This window comes from Pigmentiphaga aceris, from assembly GCF_008119665.1.
GTDB lineage: Bacteria > Pseudomonadota > Gammaproteobacteria > Burkholderiales > Burkholderiaceae_B > Pigmentiphaga > Pigmentiphaga aceris.
Window position 1 is genome coordinate 3753324 of record NZ_CP043046.1, and the last position, 21508, is coordinate 3774831.

Annotated in this window: 21 protein-coding genes; 1 reads left to right on the forward strand and 20 read right to left on the reverse strand. The window is 59.7% G+C overall.

Annotated features, from left to right (window positions below):
* Positions 1-4: 4 nt before the first annotated feature.
* From FXN63_RS16280 to flhD, 15 genes are all read right to left on the reverse strand, one after another.
* On the reverse strand, positions 5-727 hold the full coding sequence (locus tag FXN63_RS16280; RefSeq protein ID WP_148816273.1) for an RNA polymerase sigma factor FliA: 723 nt from the start codon (positions 725-727) through the stop codon (positions 5-7).
* 10 nt (positions 728-737) lie between these two features.
* Positions 738-1352, reverse strand: a complete 615-nt coding sequence (locus FXN63_RS16285; protein WP_148816274.1) for a MinD/ParA family ATP-binding protein — start codon at positions 1350-1352, stop codon at positions 738-740.
* A gap of 64 nt (positions 1353-1416) precedes the next feature.
* Complete coding sequence (gene flhF, locus FXN63_RS16290; RefSeq protein ID WP_148816275.1) at positions 1417-3006, reverse strand: flagellar biosynthesis GTPase FlhF; 1590 nt, start codon at positions 3004-3006, stop codon at positions 1417-1419.
* A gap of 60 nt (positions 3007-3066) precedes the next feature.
* Positions 3067-5157: a flagellar biosynthesis protein FlhA gene (flhA, locus tag FXN63_RS16295; RefSeq protein WP_148816276.1), complete on the reverse strand. Its 2091-nt coding sequence runs from the start codon at positions 5155-5157 to the stop codon at positions 3067-3069.
* Entirely contained in the window at positions 5154-6389 is a 1236-nt protein-coding gene (gene flhB, locus FXN63_RS16300; RefSeq protein WP_148816277.1) for a flagellar biosynthesis protein FlhB, read from the reverse strand. Before flhB ends, flhA begins: the two co-directional genes overlap by 4 nt.
* A 300-nt stretch (positions 6390-6689) precedes the next feature.
* On the reverse strand, positions 6690-8375 hold the full coding sequence (locus FXN63_RS16305) for a methyl-accepting chemotaxis protein (protein ID WP_187394921.1): 1686 nt from the start codon (positions 8373-8375) through the stop codon (positions 6690-6692).
* A 184-nt stretch (positions 8376-8559) separates the two neighbouring features.
* Entirely contained in the window at positions 8560-10449 is a 1890-nt protein-coding gene (locus tag FXN63_RS16310) for a chemotaxis protein CheA (protein ID WP_148816279.1), read from the reverse strand.
* A gap of 16 nt (positions 10450-10465) precedes the next feature.
* Complete coding sequence (locus tag FXN63_RS16315; RefSeq protein WP_148816280.1) at positions 10466-11230, reverse strand: protein phosphatase CheZ; 765 nt, start codon at positions 11228-11230, stop codon at positions 10466-10468.
* Positions 11227-11622: a chemotaxis response regulator CheY gene (cheY, locus tag FXN63_RS16320; protein ID WP_148816281.1), complete on the reverse strand. Its 396-nt coding sequence runs from the start codon at positions 11620-11622 to the stop codon at positions 11227-11229. The genes FXN63_RS16315 and cheY overlap by 4 nt, the downstream gene beginning before the upstream one ends.
* Before the next feature lie 10 nt (positions 11623-11632).
* Positions 11633-12550 carry a chemotaxis protein gene (locus tag FXN63_RS16325; RefSeq protein ID WP_246164849.1) on the reverse strand — a complete coding sequence of 306 codons (918 nt, stop codon included), beginning with the start codon at positions 12548-12550 and terminating at the stop codon, positions 11633-11635.
* A 72-nt stretch (positions 12551-12622) separates the two neighbouring features.
* Positions 12623-13564 (reverse strand): flagellar motor protein MotB, encoded by a 942-nt coding sequence (gene motB, locus FXN63_RS16330; protein ID WP_148816283.1) that lies wholly within the window; start codon positions 13562-13564, stop codon positions 12623-12625.
* Positions 13565-13603: 39 nt separating this feature from the next.
* Complete coding sequence (gene motA / locus FXN63_RS16335; protein WP_148816284.1) at positions 13604-14464, reverse strand: flagellar motor stator protein MotA; 861 nt, start codon at positions 14462-14464, stop codon at positions 13604-13606.
* A 49-nt stretch (positions 14465-14513) separates the two neighbouring features.
* Positions 14514-14966, reverse strand: coding sequence for a response regulator (locus tag FXN63_RS16340; protein WP_148816285.1), 453 nt, complete (start codon positions 14964-14966; stop codon positions 14514-14516).
* Positions 14951-15508: a flagellar transcriptional regulator FlhC gene (gene flhC / locus FXN63_RS16345; protein ID WP_148816286.1), complete on the reverse strand. Its 558-nt coding sequence runs from the start codon at positions 15506-15508 to the stop codon at positions 14951-14953. Before flhC ends, FXN63_RS16340 begins: the two co-directional genes overlap by 16 nt.
* A complete protein-coding gene (flhD, locus tag FXN63_RS16350) occupies positions 15508-15876 on the reverse strand; it encodes a flagellar transcriptional regulator FlhD (RefSeq protein WP_148819429.1) in 369 nt (122 codons plus the stop codon). Before flhD ends, flhC begins: the two co-directional genes overlap by 1 nt.
* Positions 15877-16106: 230 nt before the next feature.
* Here flhD and FXN63_RS16355 point away from each other — a divergent pair, with 230 nt between their 5' ends.
* Entirely contained in the window at positions 16107-17255 is a 1149-nt protein-coding gene (locus FXN63_RS16355) for a sensor histidine kinase (protein ID WP_148816287.1), read from the forward strand.
* 92 nt (positions 17256-17347) lie between these two features.
* Here the strand turns inward: FXN63_RS16355 and FXN63_RS16360 are convergent, their stop codons facing one another.
* The 5 genes from FXN63_RS16360 to rfbC form a co-directional block, all read right to left on the reverse strand.
* On the reverse strand, positions 17348-18424 hold the full coding sequence (locus tag FXN63_RS16360; protein WP_148816288.1) for an FkbM family methyltransferase: 1077 nt from the start codon (positions 18422-18424) through the stop codon (positions 17348-17350).
* Positions 18425-18527: 103 nt separating this feature from the next.
* Positions 18528-19283, reverse strand: a complete 756-nt coding sequence (locus FXN63_RS16365; protein WP_148816289.1) for a cephalosporin hydroxylase family protein — start codon at positions 19281-19283, stop codon at positions 18528-18530.
* A gap of 41 nt (positions 19284-19324) precedes the next feature.
* Positions 19325-20026, reverse strand: coding sequence for a CatB-related O-acetyltransferase (locus tag FXN63_RS27410; RefSeq protein ID WP_425468614.1), 702 nt, complete (start codon positions 20024-20026; stop codon positions 19325-19327).
* Positions 20027-20069: 43 nt separating this feature from the next.
* Complete coding sequence (locus FXN63_RS16375; protein WP_148816290.1) at positions 20070-20915, reverse strand: NAD-dependent epimerase/dehydratase family protein; 846 nt, start codon at positions 20913-20915, stop codon at positions 20070-20072.
* Positions 20912-21508, reverse strand: a complete 597-nt coding sequence (gene rfbC / locus FXN63_RS16380; RefSeq protein WP_246164851.1) for a dTDP-4-dehydrorhamnose 3,5-epimerase — start codon at positions 21506-21508, stop codon at positions 20912-20914. The genes FXN63_RS16375 and rfbC overlap by 4 nt, the downstream gene beginning before the upstream one ends.

Below are 21508 nucleotides of genomic sequence, written 5' to 3' on the forward strand. Positions count from 1 at the left end.
AACCTCAATTGGCGCGCCAGCTCTTGAGTCGTGTCCGCAGGCGTGCAACCGCCTGAGAATGCAGCTGGCACACGCGCGACTCGGTCACGCCCAGCACGGCAGCAATTTCCTTCAAGTTCATCTCGTGCTCGTAGTACAGGCCCATCACGAATTTCTCGCGTTCGGGCAGGCGCTCGATACCTTCGACCAGCGCTTCCTTGAAACGACGATCGGTCAGCCGTTCCTGCGGATTTGCCGAATGGTCGGCAATATGGCGGTCCAGATAGTTGTCGCTATCTTCGTCCGAGTCCATATCCTCGTAGTAGAAGAGGTGCGAGCCGCGTGCATCGGCCAGCATGTGCCGGTACTCGTCGATCGGCACCTCAAGCGCTTCGGCCATTTCGTTTTCCGACGGTGCGCGCCCCTGCTTGTGCTCAAGCTTCTGCATGGCCACGTCGATTTTGCGCTGCGTCTGTCGAACGCTGCGCGGCAACCAGTCGCCGCGGCGCAACTCGTCGAGCATCGCACCGCGCACCCGCTGCGTGGCGTAGGTTTCGAACTGGGCACCCATGCCCTCTTCGAATCGTTCGAGCGCATCCATCAGGCCGATCATGCCGGCCTGGATCAAATCCTCGATCTGGACACTCGCAGGAAGCCTTGCCACCAGGTGGTGTGCCATGCGGCGCACCAAGGGGACATGGCGCTCCAGCTGTCTATCACGTTCTAGCGTGCCGGCTCGGTTGTACATGAGATCTTATTCAGGAAATATCCAACTCGGCGTGCAAGCCGAGAAAACGCTCGGCGGTCAGGCTGAGCTGGGTAGCGGCCTCCATCGCCGCGGCCCCCGCCCAGATAGACACCGACAGTTGCGGCAAGATGGCGTGCAGCCCTTTGATCAGCACATAGGCTGTCATCAATTGCCCCGGCTGCGAATCAACCACCATGATGAACCGCGTGTTTTCACCACTCCACGAGGCAAGCTCGCTCGCCCGCTGGCGGCCTGCCCCGATGATCAGGATGTCGGGCACCGACGGCAATGCCACGACAACATCCAGAATCTCTTGCATGGTTACATCGCCACTGACAACCCGCATCAAGGCGCGAGCTGCCGGCAGCAAGAAGCAGCCTGGCTCGATCGCGTGCAAGGCGTGATCGGCAGTGGTGTGGCCGTCCAGCAAATGGCCTAGTTCGAAGCGTGGCGTGACCGAGAACGCCCGCGCCAGGTCGCCGTATGACGGATCGAGCACCAGGGGTGCGCGACCTTCGCGGCGCAACGCCAGCACACGCCGCCGGATGGCAGCCGCGCGCACGGCTGAATTGGTTGCCCAGACGATCTCGACAACCGGCGTCGCAGGCTGCAGCAATCGACGCAAGCCCGATGCCTGATCAGTTAGTTCGCCAGAATATAGTGACGTGCCCTGCACGGTCAGGACTCCATCATGAGACGCGGGCCGGATTGCCGGAAGGGGCATCCACCGCAGGCATTGAAGACCAGTCCAGCTCATCGCCTTCAAGCTCGAACAAGGACGAGCCGCGCTGCTTGAGCGCGCGATGCACCAACAACTGGATGTTGGCACCGTGCAAGTCTTCCGGTACGCGCTGACCCGTGGTCAGGAAATGCAGCGGCAGCTGATGACGAATGGCGGCGTCCAGCGGACCGCCAAGGCGCACCGCTTCATCGAGCTTGGAGATGATCGCGCCGGCCAGGCCGTCGCCGCGATACGCCTGGACGATGTCTTCGGCCTGTTCTGCATGCGCACCACCCGGCAGTACCAGCAGGCGCTGCACGTTCGTCACGGCAAGGGATTGCAGATGTTCGGGGATGCGCTCGTCGCGCTGGCTCATACCGGTGGTGTCCACCAGCACCAGCTTGCGGTCGCTCATGCCCAGCAAGGTGGATTCAAGGTCTTGGGCACCGCGTGCGGTGTAGACATCGACGCCCAGAATGCGGCCGAAGGTACGCAGCTGGTCAACGGCACCGATCCGGTATTGGTCGGTGGTGATCAGACCAAGTGAACGGGCACCGTACTTCACGACGCAGCGCGCGGCGATCTTGGCCGTGGTCGTGGTCTTGCCCACACCCGTCGGGCCGACGATGGCGTAAATGCCACCTTTTTCGACAATGCTGTCAGCCAGCGGCACCGTGCGCAGATTGCGCACCAGCACTTCGCGCAACCACTGTTCTGCTTGAGCCTCGGCGTAATCGTCGGGCAGGCGAGCCAGAATCGTACGCGCCAACACCGGCGAGAAACCCGAGTCGACCAGCGTGCGCCACAGATTGCGACGCATGGGGTTGCGGTGGGTGGCATCACGCCAGGTCAGCGCGCCCATCTGCTGGGACATCCACTCACGCATGGCGCGCATTTCTTCCATGACCGGTGCGGTCGCGGCAGAAGCAATGGCCTGCGCATCTTCCGGCGAGATCGCGGGCGCTGCGGCTGGCTGGGCTTCAGGCGACGAATGCGAGGCAGCTACCGGCAAGCTGGGTTGCGACTGGCGCAGGGTCTCGCGCATGCCTTGTTCGGTTTCCGACACGCGGCTGCCCGATTCTGCAATCGGGCGCACGCGGGGTCGTTCAGGTTCGGGGTGTACGGCTTCACGTTGGGGACGGCTTGCCTGCGGCAGATTGGAGCGCACCACGTGCTGCGCCTGGTCCTCATCCATGCGCGGCCAGGCCGGCGTGCCGCTTTGCTGTGCCAGCACACGTGCAGCCGGCGACAGGCGCACGGGTTCGTCTTCGATCTCGTCCCACAACGCGCGGCCACCGGTCTCGCCCGTATCGTTGTCACTGCCGCTATCTTGACCAATCGGCGCGGGCACGCTGTAGGACGGACGCTGCGGCGCAACCGTGGCCGGCGCGAGCACGGCGTTTTGTACATCGTGCACTTCCTGCGCACTGGCCCCCACGATCTCGACCCCATCTGCCGTCTTCCGGGTAGACACGATCATGGCATCCGCGCCGAGTGCTTCGCGCATGATGCGCAGGCAGTCCCGGGTATTGGTGGCAATGAATTTACGCAAGTTCATGATGTCTCGGACGGTAGGGTCGGAATAAGCAGAGATTGCAACGATGAAACCAGCGGAGGATCAACGTCCACCCAGCGTCGACGTGACGCGGATGGTGCGAGACTCCGGTACTTCGGAATGTGCCAGCAACTTCAGGCGCGGCACGGTACGACGGAACAGACGAGCCATGCCACTGCGCAGGCGGTCGGGCACCAGCAGCACCGACGGCTTGCCCAAGGCATCCATGCTGTCGACGGCGCGATTGGCATCCTGCAGCAAGCGCTCTGCCAGCATCGGCTCGATCGCCCCAGCATCGCCGCGACCGAAGGCATTGGCCAGCACGCGTTCCAGATCGGGATCGAGTGCCAACACTTCCACATCGCCCGTCGGCCCGAAGATGCCTTGGGTAATGGCCCGGCCCAGGGCGATACGCACAGCAGCCGTCAATTCGCCCGGGTCTTGCGTGCGGGCAGCATGGTCGGCCAGCGTATCGACGATGCTGCGGAAATCGCGAATGTGCACACCCTCTTCCAGCAAGGACTGCAGCACGCGCTGCAACGTTGCCATCGGAATCAGCTTGGGCATCAGATCTTCCAGCAACTTCGGCGTCTGCGCGGTGAAGTGGTCGATCAGTGCCTGCAGTTCGCCGCGGCCAAGCAACTCGGCAGCATTGCTGTGCAACAGGTGCGACAAGTGTGTGGCGATCACAGTTCCCGGATCGACCACGGTGTAACCCGCAGCCTGCGCCGCTTCACGGCCAGCGGCGTCGATCCACAGCGCCGGCAGACCGAAGGCCGGATCTACCGTGGGAGTACCCTGGATTTCGCGGGTCACCCTACCTGGGTTGATGGCCAGCAGACCATTGGCCTGCACGTCGCCTTCGCCGATCACCACACCTTTGAGCGTGATGCGATAGGCACCGGGACGCAGCTCCAGGTTGTCGCGAATGTGCACGGCTGCCGGCAGGAAACCGACGTCTTGTGCAAATTTCTTGCGCAGCGCCTTGATCCGCTTGAGCAGTTCGCCGTCGGCGCTCTTGTCGACCAGCGGAATCAGGCGATAGCCCACTTCCAGGCCAATGGTGTCCACGTGGCTGACGTCTTCCCAGGTGGCTTCTGCCGACTCTGCTGGCGCGACAGCCGCCGCAGCGGGCTTGGCCACGACCTGAGCCGCCGCCGCATTCTTCTTTGCCAGACGGAACGCCAGGTAACCCATGCCGGCAGCCAGCACCAGGAACACCAGGTTCGGCATGCCTGGAATCAGCCCCAGCAGGCCGATGATGGCAGCCGAAATCGCAAGCGCCTGGGGCGAACCCAGCAGCTGCTTGCCGACTTCCGTGCCGATGTCTTCGCCCTCGCCCACACGAGACACGATCAGGCCGGCAGCAATCGAGATCAGCAGCGCAGGTACCTGACCCACCAGACCGTCACCGATAGACAGCAGCACATAGACCTTGCCCGCTTCGGCGAAGCTCAGGTCGTGCTGGCCCATACCGATGATCAGGCCACCGATGATGTTGACGAAAAGAATCAAGATGCCGGCGATGGCGTCGCCGCGAACGAACTTCGAGGCACCGTCCATGGCACCGAAGAAATCAGCCTCGCTGCTGATTTCTTCACGACGCTTGCGCGCCTCGGCTTCGTTGATCAGACCCGAATTCAGATCGGCGTCGATCGCCATCTGTTTGCCGGGCATCGCATCCAGCGTGAAGCGAGCAGACACTTCGGCGATACGGCCCGCACCCTTGGTCACCACCATGAAGTTGATGATCACGAGGACCATGAACACCACAATACCGACGGCGAAGTTACCGCCCACCAGGAAGGTTGCGAAGGCCTCGATCACCTTGCCGGCCGCATCAGGACCAGTGTGACCGTGCAACAGCACCACTCGGGTCGATGCCACGTTGAGCGACAGGCGCAACAAGGTGGTGACCAGAATGACCGTCGGGAACACTGCGAAGTCGAGCGGACGGCGAGTGTAAGTAGCTACCAACAACACCATCAGCGAGATGGCGATATTGAACGTGAACAAGATGTCGAGCAATGCTGGCGGCAAAGGCAGCAACATCATTGCAAGAATCATCAGGATGAACAGCGGCATCCCGAGTTCGCGCAGGCGGCTGGCCTCGAAGCGCAGCCCTGCGATGGTGACGCTGCGACCCGGCGTCATGCGGATGCTCCTTTGTCAGCTGCGGCTTTGTCGGCAGCGGCTTTGTCGGCAGCGACTTTTTCAGCGGCGATCTTGGCACGGCGGCCACGACCGATCGCATCCGTGTCATTGGGGTCCCAGCCCGGGGGCACGTCGACAGCCTGCCACGCAACCGAGGGGCCCGGTGCGCGCAATGCGTAGACGTAGGCCAGCACTTGGGCTACGGCACGGAACAAGGCCGTGGGGATTTCTTTTTCGAGTTCGCCGTGGCGATACAGGGCTCGTGCCAATTGAGGGCTTTCCAATACCGGGATCTTGTTCTCGGCGGCGAGTTCGCGAATACGTGCTGCGATCACATCCGTCCCTTTGGCCAACAGGCGCGGGGCGCTTGTCTTGCCTTCTTCGTATTTGAGCGCTACCGCGTAATGCGTCGGGTTGGTCAACACCACGTCCGCCGTCGGTACCGATTGCATCATTCGTGAGCGTGCGCGTTCGCGCTGCATCTGGCGGATCTTGCCCTTCAAATGCGGATCGCCCTCGGATTCCTTGTTTTCCTGCTTCATTTCTTCCAGCGTCATCTTCATTTGCTTGTGGTGGTTCCACCACTGCAAAGGAACGTCGGCCGCCGCGATGATGAACAGGCCGCTGGCCATGATCAGCATGTCAAAGCGCAGCATATTGCCAAGCGCCGTGATGGCGCTGGGCTGGGTACCGGCGATGAGCGCCATCTTGTCGGCGTTGCCGCGCCAGAACAGCAAGGCACCCAGGCCACCCAGCACAATCACTTTCAACAGGGACTTGCCGAGTTCGCCCAGGCCACGCGAAGAAAACATGCGCCCGAGGCCAGTCAACGGATTCAGACGGTTGAAGTCAGGCATCAAGGCCTTGCTGGACAACAACAAACCGCCCAGGCCGATCGATCCGATGATGCCGGCGATCATGGCGGCCCCCAGGATCGGCGCAATGCTGATCAAGGCATGTCCGACCATTTCGTAGAAGGCATTGACGATCGCGTTGTTGTCGCGCGCCGTGGCCACCATGCGCCCGCTGGCGATGAAGGAACTGCGAATCCAGGTCAGCGAGTCCGCGACCAGAATGGCACCACCGAATCCGACAGCGCAGGTTGCAGCGAAGGTAGACAAGGCTCCAGAAAGCTCGCGCGAACGCGGCACCTGCCCATCCTCACGCGCCTTATCCAGCCGCTGTTGAGAAGGGGCTAGTGTCTTGTCTTCGCTATCTGCATCTCCAGCCACCGTACGCGCCCACCGCTATCCAGTTCAATGGATGGCATTATTCCGCGTAACACCCTGTGTCAAAACGCAGAACAAGTGGTCGAAACCGAGGCTTATTCCTCCCCGTATCGTTACCGCCGCAAAATCGGGCGTGATACAGGGGCAGGAAGGGCAAGGATGGGAGAGGTTCGGGCAGGCGGCGCGAGCGCGCTGCGGACCTCATCGAGGTCCGCCCGGGGTATGGCCACGGAGTGCGGCCACGGGGGGCATCGCCAAGAAGGTGCGGCTGCTGGGTGGATCACCCTGCGCAGCCGCCCACGCTCACTTCAACAGCACTTCCGGGTGGAAGCCCAGGCGCAGCGCGCCCCAGTGGCGGCCCTTGATGAACAAGGGCATAGACAGATCGTTCAGAATTTCGCCGGTATCACGGCAGTAGGTCTGCAACAGGAACGGGTCCTTGCTGCGCCCTGCCCGCTGACCGACTTGATCCTTGAAGATCATCTTGTTGCGGCTTTTCACGCGATCGACGTCGGGGTTGCCGGTGGGCGGATGTGAATGGAAGCTGTTGTGTGCAGGCGCGTAGCCGTTTTCATCAATCGCGATGGCAAACACACCGCCATCGACTTGCTTGACGATTTCGTCCAGCAGCGGCTGCAATTCAGCTTCGATCGAATCGTCGTACGAGGTACGGAACTTGGCCGGATTGGTGCCGGTGACCGGGCGATAAGCCGTGTCGAACAGGTTCAGACCACGGCCGGCTGCGGTTTCCAGCAATGCCTGCACACGATCGCGCTGGGCAGCTACCCGTTCAAGAATCGTTTCATAGACCTCGTCGCCGATTCGGAAGCGCGCCGTCGTCTCGCAGATGTCCTCCGTTGCCGTGAACAGTTCGCGCGTGGAGACTTCCGATTCCTGCATCTTGCCGACCAGCCCACCCGACAATTCGCGGATGTCCACGACATGCTGCTGCACGGTGTTGTTGGCAACTGCCACCGTCGACATGTCACGGCTCATGCCCGACAGGTGTTCGCTCATCACGCCCAGGTCATGGACCATGGCCGAGAAGCCTTCCGTGGCACGACCGATGACTTGCTGCGCGTCTCGCACCTGCACCGTGATGTCGGAGGTACGACGGCTGGTACCATCGGCCAGCTCGATCATGCTGCGAATGCTCTCGAAGATCTCGCCGGTGGCGCCCTTGACGCGTTCAGCCAGCAATCGCACCTGATCGGCAACCACTGCAAAACCACGGCCGCTTTCGCCCGCACGGGCGGCTTCAATGGCAGCATTGAGCGCCAGCAGATTAGTCTGATCAGAAATTTCGCTGATCAGCTTGGCAATGTTCTCAATGGACTGCGAGCTGAGTGTCAGCTGTTCCACCACAGTGCCGAATTCGACCAGTTGGTCACGCACACGACCAACACTGTTGGACGCCTGTTCCAAGTCGGCAAAGGAGCTGTTGGCAACCGACACATGATGCTCGGTCGACGATGCCATTTCTTTTGCCTGGCCCGCCGTGGAGCCCATTTGTTCGGCGGTCTGCGCCACAAAACCAGCGGCCGCGCCAGACAGGTTGTCCTGCTTGCGTGCCATGTCGGCAGACGCCGTGACGTGTGCGGTTACTTTTGCAGATTCATAGGCAACCTGCACACCCAGTCGACGCACTTCGCGGATGATGCCGCGCAGGCGGACCGCGAAGTCGTTGTAGGCCTGAGCCAGATCGCGGAATTCGTCGTGGGTGAAGGTGGGCATTTCATGCGACAGGTCACCGGCACCTTGGCCGATGTCTCGCATCATGCTGGTCAGTTGCTGCACCGGCCGCACGATCAGGTGGTGCAAGTACAGGAAGGCACCGATACCTGCCAGCACGCCAATGCCTGCGATCCACGGCAGCCATTGGCCACGGCCGGTTGCCACGGCAATCCAGGCCAATACCGGCCAGATGGCGACGATGATCAGATTGCCGGCAAGTTTGCGCGACAAGGTATTGAAGATCGCACGCTCCACCGCTTCGTAGCCACGCCTGAGGGCGGACGGATTGGGTGGTGCGGCGGAAGCATGCCGCGTCGATGTGAATGAAGATTCAGTGAGCGCGCGCGGCTCTGCCTGGCTTACCAACATTGGGTGCGGCCTTTATCGATCAATTCCGACATGGGCCGGCCCGGACGGGCCGGCCGAGATACAGCGAGGATTAGTACAAGCCTTCGAGCAGCTCGCGCATTTCCAACACCAAGACTAGCGTGCCGTCTCCCGACAGCGTGGCACCTGCAACACCCTTGGGGTGAATGCCTTCCAGCGGCTTGATCATGACTTCGTCCTGACCGACAAAACCGTCGACGGTCAATACGAGTTGCTTGTCGCCATGAGACAGCACAACAGCAACCTCTGCCGGCTTTTCACGCGGCAGACCGATCAAGGTGGCCAGATCGAAGATGGGCAACACACGCCCACGAATCACGATCGAGGGACAGTCACCCACACGCTGAATCTGGGTGGTGTCGACCGAAATGATTTCCCGCACGGACGACAGCGGCAAGGCGTAGACCTGCCCCAGCAGTTCCAGCATCAACACAGGCAGAATCGCCAGCGTCAAAGGCAGAGAAATCGTGATGCGCGAACCGCTTCCGGGGACCGACTGAATATCGATACGGCCCTTGAGCTTTTCGATGTTCGTGCGAACCACGTCCATGCCCACGCCGCGGCCGGACAGATCGGACACTTCCGCCTTGGTGGAGAATCCTGGCAGGAAAATCAGTGCCAGACATTGCGCTGGATCAAGAACGCTTGCTTCTTCGGCAGTGATGGCACCTTTTTCAACCGCCTTGCGACGGATGACTTCGGCGTCCATGCCCTTGCCGTCATCGGTAACTTCAATGACGATGCTGTCGCCGGTCTGACGTGCCGAGACGTGCAGCGTGCCACGCTCCGGCTTACCGATACGACGGCGCTCTTCAATGGTCTCGATACCATGGTCAACCGAGTTACGGATCAAGTGAACCAGCGGATCGTTCAGTTCTTCCAGAATGGTCTTGTCGACCTCGGTGTCGGCACCGGTGATGACCAGGTCGACATCCTTGCCCAGCTGACGTGCCAGATCTCGCGCCAGGCGCGAATACTTCTGGAACACACGACCAACCGGCTGCATCCGCGCCTTCATGACTGCCGACTGCAGATCGGAAACCAGCGTGTCGAGTTGGCTCAGGACTGTGTCTACAGTCTTTGCGCCTTCCGCGTCCACGCCTTCGCCGTTGAGCGCGTCGCGCAGGCAATTCAGACGGTTCTTGGTCAGGCCGATTTCACCCGACAAGTTCAGAATCTGGTCGAAACGCGCGGTATCGACGCGGATCGTATTTTCTTTGGTGACAGCACTACCACCTTGCGGTGCACCCCGTGCCGGACGCGGTGCAGCTGCCGGCGCAGGCGAACGCTGAACCTGGGGTGCGGCAACTGCCTGACCCGTCTTCGGAGCCAGCAACTGCTGCGGTGCATATTCAGCGGCAGGTGTTGCAGCGCCCGGCGAACCTTCACCGTGTTTGGGTTCACCGAAAGCAGCACGGTAGTAACCGAGCCAGTCGGGCGAATTGGGATCGTGCGGAACATGTGGAACGGATGCGACAGGCGCAGCAGCAATCGGTGCGATGGATTCCACGTCGCGGATATCGCCACGCAGAGCGCGCGTATCCACGGTCTCGCCACGCGCAGCAGCCTCAAGTCCGGCCAGCAATGCTGCAGGCGCGGGCGAAGGCATGCGACCGCTTTCCATTTCGCCGAACATGCGACGCACCTCGCCGGTGGCGGCGAGGATCAAGTCCATGATTTCAGGCGTGATCTGCAGCTGGTGACTACGCAGCAGATCAAGCAGGTTCTCACCGCGATGGCACAGTTCGACCAGTGCCGTTGCTTCCAGGAAGCCGGCACCGCCCTTGACCGTGTGGAAACCACGGAAAACCTGGTTGAGCAGACCGTTATCGTTCGGGCGCTGCTCCAGGTCGACCAGACCGCTGTCGACGTCATCCAGGAGCTCGCCGGCTTCCGTAAGGAAATCGACGAGCAGATCGTTCATTTCGGCAAAGGCGGACACCTTTTGCTCCTTTGCGTCAGAAACCTAAGCTTTCAAGCAAGTCGTCGACTTGCGCCTGGCTCGTCACCACATCGTCGCGACCCTTGGCATCGACCACCGGACCGTTCATCCAGTCGGTCTGCGCCGTGCGCTTGTCTGCGGGCGTGGATTCGACCAGCAACTTTACCAATTGCGCTTCGAAATCGGAGGCAAGTTTCAGTACCTTCTGGATCACTTGACCCGTCAGATCATGAAAATCTTGCGCCATCATGATGTCGGTCAACAAAGCCTGAGTCGCCACTGCATCGGTACTGGCGCGCTTCATGAAAGCGTGCGTATCGGCAGCGACCACCTTGAACTCTTCCACGCTCAGCTCGCGGGCATACAGCTTGTCCCAACGTGCATTGAGCTTGAGTGCTTCGCCTTCAAGCGAACCCTGGATGTCCTGGCCCTTCTCGACGTTGGACAAGGCACGATCTGCGGCTTGTCCGGTCAGACGGGCAATGTAGTCCAGGCGCTGGCGCGTATCAGGCAAGGTACTGACCGCATGCTCGACTTTTTCGTGATAGCCCAGCTCGCGCAGGGCATCATGCAACTGTCGTGTCAGGATACCGATGCGCTGGAAGAATACGTCGCCATCCTCACCACCGGCTGCCGAAGCAGCTGGTGCGGATTGCTTTGCATCGTTCGCCGACGGCGAGGCCGCCGGTGCCGCCGGAGCCTGCGCATCCAGCCGCGCCAACGTTTCGGAGGAAATCTGGTCGAACAGGGCTTCTAGGTCTTCGGTATCGCGGGACATCATGCCGCTCCGGTCATCTTCTGGACGACTTTGAGAAGTTTGTCTTCGAGGGTGGCTTTGGTGAAGGGCTTGACGATGTAGCCGTTGGCGCCAAGTTGGGCCGCCAGCACAATGTCTTCCTTCTTTGCCTCAGCGGTCACGAGCAGGACGGGCATCTTTTTCAGACCCTCGTCTGCGCGGATTTCGCGAAGTAATTCAAAGCCGTTCATATTCGGCATGTTGATGTCGCTGACCACGAAATTGAACGCGCCGCTACGCAGCTTGTTCAAAGCAATCTGGCCATCCTCCGCCTCGTCGGCGTTGTTGTAGCCAATTTCCTTCAACAAGTTGCGCACGATGCGCCGCATGGTCGAAAAGTCATCGACGATCAGAAATTTCAAGTCGTCCTGGTTCATGTGTCTTCTTTCAAGCCTTCGTGGGCACGAGGTGACTGGTGATCATGGTGGCCAACTCGACGGGATCGAACTTCGCAACGTAGGCGTCCACGCCGACTTGCTGACCAAGCTTTTTGTTGGCGACCGAAGACAAGGAGGAATGCATAACCACGTGGATGCGCGCAAAGCGCGGATCCGACTTGATGTGTCGGGTCAGCACGTAGCCGTCCATTTCGGGCATTTCTGCGTCGACGAGAATCAGACCCAGCACGCTTTCGAGCGCGACACCGTCAGCTTCGGCACGCGAAGCGATTGCCTTGAGTTTTTCCAAGGCTTCGGCACCGTTGATGGCGTGCTGGTGCGGCAGACCAAGCTTGTCCAGAACTTCGACAATTTTCTTGCGTGCAATGACGGAATCGTCGGCGAAGAACACGTTGGCCTTGTGTTCGGGCGCCATATCCTCGATACCGGTCGGGACCTTGTCTTCGCCAATAACGGAAGAAAGAATCTGCTCGACATCGAGAATGGACACGAGCTTACCATCGGGCAACTCGGTAAGCGCCGTCATGAAGCTCATTGTGTTGGCCGGCATGGACTGCGGCGACTTCACATGATCCCAGTCGATACGAACGATACGATCGACATCGGCCACCTGGAACGCCTGCGTGTGGCTCGAAAACTCGGTGATCAGCAGCTTCGTGCGCGGTGCGTCGAGCTGCATGTTGATCGCGGTGGCCAGGTCGATGACCGGCAGGATCGCGCCTCGCAGCGAGATGATGCCTTCCACGCCGCGCGGAACATTCGGCGTCTTCGTGAGAGGCATGATTTCACAAACCTCACGCACCTTGAACACATTGATCCCGTAGATCTCGGTCCCGCCCAACGAGAACAGCAGCAGCTCCATTTTATTGGAACCGGCCAGGCGGGCCTTCTCGTCGATCATGTCCATGAGACGGTTGTCGCTAGTCCCCATGTATTTCTCCGTGGATTCGGCATTCAGCCGAACCAGTTGCTCAGTGAATCAATTTGTAGGCGTCAACGCCGGCTTGATCGAAATCGCTTCGGTCAAAGACGGTGTTTCGGGTGCGTCAGGAATCGCGACCGGTGCGCCACCGGTCTTCACGTACTCTTCGCTGCGGCGGTTCATGACCACAATGCTGATGCGGCGATTGGCCGGCAAGTTAGCATTATTGGCGTCGAACGGCACCGAATCGGCAAGACCGACAACCCGCAGAATTTTGGTAGGTGGCGTGCCAGCCGCAAGCATGGTACGTCGGGCCGCATTTGCGCGATCCGCCGACAGTTCCCAGTTGCTGTAACCCGCATTACCCGAGGAATAGGTACTGGAATCGGTGTGCCCGGACAGCGACAGGCTGTTGGGCACGCCGTTCAAAGCGCGCGCCAGTTCGATCAGAATCGTCTGGCTGTAGTCTTTCAGCACCGTCTTGCCCACGTCGAACATGGGTCGATTCTGTGCATCGACTACCTGAATACGCAGGCCTTCGTCTGTCAGATCTAACAGGATCTGGTTCTTGAAAGGCCGCAGCGTTTCCGTGCTGAAGATCATCGCCTCAAGCTTGGTCTTCAAGCCTTCCAGACTTTTCTTCTCTTGTACTTCCATGCGTGCACGGGCGTCACGGTCGATCTTTTCCAGTTCGGCACCCGAACGCATCTGCTTTTTCTGAATGGAAAGTTCGCTGCCGCCAACGATCACCGAATTGGATTGGCCCGACGACTGACCGCCCGCCATCGCAACCTTCATGGGCTGATTGAAGTAGTCGGCGATACCGCCCAGGTCGGCCTGCGAGGCCGAGCTGAGCAGCCACATGAGCAGGAAGAAGGCCATCATCGCGGTCACGAAGTCGGCATACGCGATCTTCCACATGCCGCCGTGGTGTTCGCCGTGGCCGCCCTTCTTCTTCCGGCGAATGATGATGGGCGCCGCGCCCTTGACTGCAGCCATGATTAGGTCCGTTTACTGTGGTCGCTGAACACAAGCCGCTTACGCGGGCTTGCGGCCCTTGACCGTATCTTCGAGTTCGGAGAAGGTCGGACGCTCGGTCGAGAACAGGATCTTGCGACCGAATTCCACAGCCAGCGCCGGGGCATAACCGTTCAGGCTCGCCAACAGCACAACCTTCACGCATTCGAACTGCTTGGAGCTCTCGTCTGCCTTTTGCTGCAGCACCGAACCCAGCGGACCGACAAAACCGTACGCCAGCAAAATGCCCACGAAGGTACCGACCAGTGCAGCACCGATCTTGCCGCCCAGAATCGACGGCGGCTCGCCCACCGATCCCATCACGTTCACCACGCCCATCACAGCGGCCACGATGCCGAATGCCGGCAGGCCGTCGGCCACGCGCTGAATGGCTTGTGCGGGAATCAGGGCTTCGTGGTGGTGGGTTTCGTTTTCCTGATCCATCAGGGCTTCGATTTCAAGCGGATTCAGGTTGCCGCTGACCATCAGACGCAGGTAGTCGGTCAGGAACTCGATCAGGTGATGATCGGCCAGCAGCGCCGGATACTTTTGCAGCATCGGGCTTTCATGCGGTTCCTCGATGTCACCTTCCACCGACATCAGGCCTTCGCGGCGGATCTTGTTCAGAATTTCGTACAGCAGCGCCAGCAGGTCAAGATAACGCTGCTTGGTGAAGTTGGAGCCCTTCAGGGTTTGCGGCAGCGCCTTGAGCGATGCCTTGACCACTTTGCCGGAATTGCCACAGACGAACGCGCCCAGTGCAGCACCTGCAATGATCAGGAATTCGAAAGGTTGGAACAATGCACCAAGCGACCCGCCGTGGAGCATGAAGCCGCCCAGGACGGACAAGATGACGATCAGATAACCAACGATGACGAGCATTCGTCGTCGCTCCTAAAAACGTGGCCTGCTTGCAGCCGCTGCGAATCACTCAGACCTGAGCATCGCCATAGAAAGGTTTTCGGCAGCACGCGCCAAATCTTGAGGCCTGGTTTCGAGTTGTAAGCGATGAAAATCCATCGCGAAACCGCTCGTAGCTGCCCGACTTTGCAATCGTTCCGTCAAAACCGTTCAATTCGGCCCCCACAGCGACCGTTCCGCTGTAGCAATAGACCGCGACCCCATCGAGCCGCGCATCGGCGCGGATCGCACGCAACACCGACCAACCGTCGGTGTCAGGCAAGACCATGTCGAGAAGAATGACGTCGGGCAGGACCGACATGCTGGTGCGGCCGCTGGACGCGCCAGCACCATGCAGGCCGAGCTGCGCCAACGCGGTCGCGCCGTCGGCAACTTCATCGACGCTTTGGCCGAGTCGTTGCAACCACGCGCGAGTCAGGCGGCGGGTAAGCGAATTGTCGTCAATGATCAGAACGCGGCACATGTCGTAGCAGGCTCCCGGCCAACCACTGCCTGGCGAGTCTTGCCAGCACGAGACGGCATATTGCACAGTCCGCACACGTATTGATGCGAAAGCTCAAAGCTGTGCGTGACGAAATGGCCTCGGCAAGAGGTGCATTCGGTCATGCCCAGCATGCCGGCACCGAAGAAACGCGTCAGACGCCAGGCGCGCGTCACGGAAAGCACTTCGGGCATGCCCAGGCTTTCGACTTGTTCGCGGTACAGGCGGAAAGCGCGGATCAGCGCTTCAACTGGCTCAAGATCGCTTGACTTGAACTGGTGCTGATAGATATTCATGAACAGCGACGAATGAATATTCGGCTGCCAGGTCATGAACCAATCAGTCGAGAAAGGCAGCATGCCTTTCGGGGGCGATTTGCCCTTGACCTCGCGGTACAGCCTCAACAGGCGCTCGCGCGACAGACTCACCTCGGCTTCGAGCACCTGGAGGCGGGCATCGAGTTCGATCAGATCGCGGGCAATGTCGATCTGACGGGCTTCAGTAAGAACGCTGCGCGCCATGATCAGACCGATTCCGTGGTGGTACGGCTGGCCATCAGGATGGCAGCATGCATGCGGGACGGTGCTTCATCACGCTTGGGCGAGGCCAGAAGGCTCCACACCATCGAGTCGTCGAAGCGGAAACGAGCCAGCAACATATTGGACGACGCGACGCGCAACACCTGGGCGGTGGTCAGCGAATCGAGAATGTCGGCCACTTCGCCAGACAGACCAAGCCGATACAGCGCTTCGGAACGATCTGCACGAATCAGTTGCTGAGCCAGCATGAGATACGTAAGGTTGGCGTCACGAATCTCGTCGTTCAGGCGCTGCACCGCAGAGCGGGCGGCAGGCTGGCGGACGGAAGAGACTTCTTCGGATGCGTCGATCATCAGGTCTTCGGCAAGGCGCATAGTCATGTTACTTCCTAGAGATCAGCACCAACTCGGTACCGAGCGATGGGCCGCGGCAACTGCGGGTTAACCCATGAACAGAATTATGCGCAAACAGTCGTTACGGGACCATACAGAAACAAGATGTTGCTGACGTACGGTTCCGCGCCGTTCGACGTGTAAGAAAAAGTCCTACACAATGTCAGCCATAACCTGCTTAGAGCTGCGTAATGACACAGATTTTGCCGCGCGTACTGCTTCACCCGACAGCGGACGCCGACACCCTCAGACGTGCTTTCACTTCGTTACCGGTGATTGCCTGGATGATCGACATCAACGGAAGACACGTTTTTGTCACAGACAGCTACGCAAAATTATTTGCCAAATCTGCCGATGAATGCATCGGCGTGTCGGTCGGCGATCTGTGGCCGCCGATGCTTGGTCACGCCTACGCGCTGCGCAATCAGCAGATGATGACCGTGGGTGCGCGCAAGCGCTTCGAAGAGATGTGGCCAGTAGGCGATGAGCCGCGCTGGTTCGAGATCGAACTGCAGTGTGTGGTCGATGACCAGGGCCGCGCAGAAGGCGTATCGGGCTTTGCGCAGGACATCACGTCGCGCATCGAGCGCCAGGAGGCAGCCCGCCGAAACCAGATCGATCTGGAGCGAAAGTTCGCCAAACGGACCGCAGAGTTGCAAGCATCCAACGAAGAACTGGAGGCTTTCTCTTATTCCGTGTCACACGATCTTCGGGCACCGCTGCGTGCTGTAGAAGGTTTCACTGACCTGCTGCGCGAAGATTACGGGCCGCAGCTGGACGAAATGGGCCAGGATTATCTGAGCCACATCGTGCAGGGCACCCATCGCATGAGTCGCTTGATCAACGACCTGATCGCGCTGGCGAAAATGAACCAGAGCGAGCTGGAACGCCAGCGGGTGGACTTGTCACACCTGGTGCGGGAAATCGTGGCCGACCTGCGTGCACGCGATCCGCAACGGGAAGTCGTGGTGAACATCGCCGAAAATATTTCGGCAGATTGTGACGTTGGCCTGATGAATGCCGCGCTGGAAAATCTGCTGGGCAATGCCTGGAAGTTCAGCAGCAAGATTCCGGACGCGCGTATTGAATTCGGCAGTTTCGCCCGCTCATCTTCTACGGTGTATTTCGTGCGTGACAACGGTGCCGGCTTTGACATGGGGCACGCCAGCAGGTTGTTCGCCGCATTCCAGCGCTTCCACCATGAACGGGATTTCACCGGAACCGGCATCGGGCTGGCGACGGTGAAGCGGATCATTCGCCGGCATGGCGGGCAGGTGTGGGCAGAGTCGGCCCCTGGGCAGGGGGCGACGTTTTACTTCACGTTGGATATGCTGGGCTAAATAGGTTGGGCTAACCCAGCCAGGCTGACCAGAAAGGACAAATCAAGGTCAGCAACGATGGATTCACGCGAGTTGAATCCATCGTTTTTCCATCACTCTGGCAAGCCATCCAGCGGATGATGCAGATCGGCACGCCGATGTTTCAGCAGCTTGGGACTGACATTTTCGACAATGCGGAAGACCGGGTCATCCAGCAACGCAGCCGACGGCACTGCCAGCATGTTGAAGCCATGCGGAGGCCCCTCCAGGTAGACCGACGCAGCCGGGATCAATTCGATACGACGATCCCCCATTTCCTGGTTGGTGTGGAAGTCGCGCAACGCATACACGTCGTAGCCCGCCGCGATCAACAGTGAGCAGATGGGCGTGTTCTGCAAGCCGTTGGTCCAATCCACGTAGTCGCGATGCACTTCGAACACGATGGCGGGCTTGTCCTTGGCCAGTACCGCTGCACTACCCTGCAGCGCGTCGATCTCGCCACCTTCGATGTCAAGCATCAGCAAACCGCAATGACGCTGCAGTTCATTGAAGTGATCGTCGATGGTGACGGTATCGAAACCTTCTTCAGTGCTGTCGGCAACCACGGCATTGGCGAAAGAATCGAAGCCGGTCAAACGCAGGCGTTGTTTGCTTTCGCGCCACAAGCCCAGGCGGTGGATACGCACGTTATCCAGGCCGTTCAGTTCGACATTGCCTTCCAGCATGGCCGACTGGGCGGTATCCGGCTCGAAGCAATGAACCTGCCGACCGGCGTCGGCAATCTGACGCGCCAAGGACATGGCGTGGTCACCGAAATAGGCACCACCAATCAGAATGTCGCCATCGGTGTGGCCCGCCAGATAGGCCAACAGACGTGTGGTCTGCGGCTCCCACACGTGGGTGGGGTGCTCACGATCAGCCAGAATGAAGTCGCGCGCAATCTTCGTGCGGAACAGGAACTTGAAGCGCGTTCCGTTCTCAAGGGTCTTTTCGTACAGATCGTCAGACGTATTGATTGCGTCGACGATAGGTCCCGTGATGTCGTCCCGAACTGCGACCGACGCATCAAAACGTGTTTCAGCACGCTTGAGCCAGTCCATCAGTTCCAGGCGCAGCGCCTCGTTTCTGCCCAGCAGAAACAGGGCCTTGCGCAACTTCTCACCATCGAGATCCCGCGGATCGTTAGACATAATGCCTACCTTATTGGCAACCGTACCGAACTTAGAAAACACATGAACGCCGCGCACCGGACAGCACTTTGCCTGGCCCGGTTTGCACGACGTGACAGACCGCTCAGGCGATACGGCGAAGGAAACCGTCTGGTGCAGACGTGATGAGCAAGCGATCTTCCACGGAGCGGTCGATCTCGAACTCGGGATGGCTCTTCATCCATTCCCAGATTGCGGTCTTCGGATTGTTGCCCTTGCCCCAGGGACGATCGGCCCAGACGTAATCGTCAGGCAGGTCTTCCACGAAGGTATCGAACACCACGCAGTAGCTGCCCACGCTGACCAGACCGGCGTACGCATTGAGTTCAGCCAGCACGTGTTCGTGGGTGTGGTTGGAGTCGAGGAACACCAGCACCTTGCTCTTGCCCGCAGCGACTTCCTTGACCTTGGCGACCACGTCGTCGGCAACGCTGGACCCTTCGATCAAGGTGATGCGCTTGGCCAAGGGGTGAGCTTCGATTGCCTGCCGATTGTGCGGACGGATATCGATGTCGATACCCAGGACTTCGCCATGACCCAGCAGTTCCAGCATGGAGGCAGACAACAGCACCGAGCCGCCGTGCGCCACGCCGGTTTCGATGATCAGGTCGGGCTTGACCGCAGCGATGATCTCCTGCATTGCCATGGCGTCCATGGGCAGCTGGATCATCGGGCGTCCGAGCCACGAGAAGTTGTTCATGTACTTGCGCTCAAGCGCAGCAGCGCGCCAAGCCACGGACAGGGCACGGAACTCTTCGTCGCTGGCGAAGGACGCGATGCGGTTTTTCTTCTCATCCCGATAGTCGGGGTGGGCATCGGGGGTGGTTTCGAGATACGTCATTTCAGCTCGACTTCTACTAACTATTGATCGATTCGCCGAGATCACTCGACGACATTGAAATTCTCTTTCAGCAGATATGCATCCATATCGCCGCGCTTGATCTTCTCTTTCATGGCTTTCACCGCGCGCTCCGGCTGATCCCAGCGTATGGCACCGGCATCGTGCTTCATCAGCTCGGGCCAGTCATAGTCCCACCAACGCAAGGCAAGCATTTCATCGATCAGGGCCTGCGAAAAGCGCTTTTTGATGGGTTTTGCCGGTACGCCACCCACAATCGTGTATGGCTCGACGTCGTGGGTAACGACGCTGCCGGCCGCGATCACCGCGCCATCGCCAATCTTTACGCCGCCCATGATTCGCGCATAAGCCCCGATCCACACATCATTTCCGATCACGGCCTGCTTGGGACCATACTCGAAGCTGTGCGGGATCGGCCACTGCATGGGCTCAGGCAGGTAATGCATGAACTGGAACGGGTGAGAGCTGACCCACTCGGTCGGATGATTGAAAAATCCGATTTCCACACCATGGGCGATCGAACAGAATCTGCCGATGCTCACCGAGTGGAAGGTACCGTTGACGATATACGAGTACGCCCCGATATCGCAGACATTGAGCTTGGCACCCGCAAAATAGACCCGGGTGTTCTTTTCGAACCGTAGCCGGCCATTGATTTCCACGCCCGGCGGAACCACAAAGCCATACGGCAATAACGCGGCGGCGATGCCGTCGTTGACGATCACAACCCTTCTCCTTGAAACCCGATGCCTGGGTGGCGCGATAAGGTCACAGCGACGCCTGCAAACTGTTCGCAGCCTTGTAACGACTCAAGTACCGGGGAAAATATTCGGAAAACGCAACGGGTGCGAATCCGAAGTGCGTACGTACTTTCGACACATCGACCGGTGCGAAATACCATTCCGGTGCATCGGGCAGCACACTGACGGCAAAGCCCATATCGCGCTCCAGGAAGCGCGCAATGTCGCCGTTTTCCACGGCCTCACCACTTGCCACGTTGAAAATCCCGTGTTCCGCAGAAAGCGCGATACGCGTCAGCAGTGACACCGCGTCGTCGATATAAAGGTAGTCTTTCTTGGACGTCAGCGCAGTGCGAAGCACCACCTTTCCGCTTCTTCTGCCCTCTTCCAGCAGCTGGTCGATGAAGATATCGGGGTCTGGTCGCAGACCAACGATATTGGACAGCCGGGCAATGCGGATATTGGGCAGACCTGCATGCAGGCAAAGCGACTCGCCCATCAGCTTCGAGATGTTGTACAGATCGCTGGGGTCATTCGGATTGACCCGCAACACCGCCGTTTCCGAGGTATCGCTTGCACCGGTGTAAACGCGCGTGCTGGACAGATAGGTCAGCGAATCGAAATTGCCCGAGGCAATCAATTGGCGCAGCACGCAAACATGCGCTTCCACGGTATCAAGCGGACGGCTGCGAAAATCGGCGGTAAGACCGATGGCGTAAATCACATGCCCCATCGGCTCACGACCCAGCTCGGCACCCCGGGCGGGAGCATGACAGTCATAGCCCTGTGCAGTCAGATGGGCGACCAGGTGACTGCCGACAAAACCACGCGCGCCCAAGACGGTGACCCGCGGTTTGGTGATCAATGTGTTCATCGATCCGCCCCCTGCGCCGCCACGCCTGCATACGCATCACGATCGATGAAGGGGCGTTGCGCATCGCGCGCCGAGACCTCGGTGGGCGGCAAAGGCCACACCACGCCTACTGCCGGATCGAAAGGACTCAACCCGTCTTCGAACTGTGCCGAATAGGCCGCCGTCACCAGATACATGACTTCGCTGTGATCTTCCAGCGACTGGAAACCGTGTGCGAATCCGGGCGGGATGATCAGGCCGCGCTTGTTGTCGGCCGACAATTCGACCCCGAACCACTGCAAAAAGGTGGGCGAGCCCGCGCGCAAATCGACGGCAACATCAAGAATGCTGCCTGCCACGCAGGTGACGACCTTGGTTTCGGCATGTGGTGCATGCTGAAAATGCAGACCGCGCACCGTGCCCGCCCGCGCAGAGCTTGAATGGTTGATCTGCACGATGGGATCTTGCAGACCGATCGCAGCAAATTCTTCACCGCAGTAGAAGCGGGTGAAAGACCCGCGATTGTCGCCGATCGGTTTGCGATCCACGATCCACAATCCGGCAATCGGTGCCGCCTGAAAGGTAAAGCGCGGCGTATCCAGTGAATCGTTCAC

Excerpts from the sequence above, each read along its gene's own strand:
- FXN63_RS16280 (WP_148816273.1), bottom strand. The coding sequence starts at position 727 with ATGTACAACCGAGCCGGCACGCTAGAACGTGATAGACAGCTGGAGCGC.
- flhF (WP_148816275.1), bottom strand. The coding sequence starts at position 3,006 with ATGAACTTGCGTAAATTCATTGCCACCAATACCCGGGACTGCCTGCGC.
- flhA (WP_148816276.1), bottom strand. The coding sequence starts at position 5,157 with ATGACGCCGGGTCGCAGCGTCACCATCGCAGGGCTGCGCTTCGAGGCC.
- FXN63_RS16315 (WP_148816280.1), bottom strand. The coding sequence starts at position 11,230 with ATGATGTCCCGCGATACCGAAGACCTAGAAGCCCTGTTCGACCAGATT.
- cheY (WP_148816281.1), bottom strand. The coding sequence starts at position 11,622 with ATGAACCAGGACGACTTGAAATTTCTGATCGTCGATGACTTTTCGACC.
- FXN63_RS16325 (WP_246164849.1), bottom strand. The coding sequence starts at position 12,550 with ATGGACATGATCGACGAGAAGGCCCGCCTGGCCGGTTCCAATAAAATG.
- motB (WP_148816283.1), bottom strand. The coding sequence starts at position 13,564 with ATGGCTGCAGTCAAGGGCGCGGCGCCCATCATCATTCGCCGGAAGAAG.
- motA (WP_148816284.1), bottom strand. The coding sequence starts at position 14,464 with ATGCTCGTCATCGTTGGTTATCTGATCGTCATCTTGTCCGTCCTGGGC.
- FXN63_RS16340 (WP_148816285.1), bottom strand. The coding sequence starts at position 14,966 with ATGTGCCGCGTTCTGATCATTGACGACAATTCGCTTACCCGCCGCCTG.
- flhD (WP_148819429.1), bottom strand. The coding sequence starts at position 15,876 with ATGATCGACGCATCCGAAGAAGTCTCTTCCGTCCGCCAGCCTGCCGCC.
- FXN63_RS16355 (WP_148816287.1), top strand. The coding sequence starts at position 16,107 with ATGACACAGATTTTGCCGCGCGTACTGCTTCACCCGACAGCGGACGCC.
- FXN63_RS16360 (WP_148816288.1), bottom strand. The coding sequence starts at position 18,424 with ATGTCTAACGATCCGCGGGATCTCGATGGTGAGAAGTTGCGCAAGGCC.
- FXN63_RS16365 (WP_148816289.1), bottom strand. The coding sequence starts at position 19,283 with ATGACGTATCTCGAAACCACCCCCGATGCCCACCCCGACTATCGGGAT.
- FXN63_RS16375 (WP_148816290.1), bottom strand. The coding sequence starts at position 20,915 with ATGAACACATTGATCACCAAACCGCGGGTCACCGTCTTGGGCGCGCGT.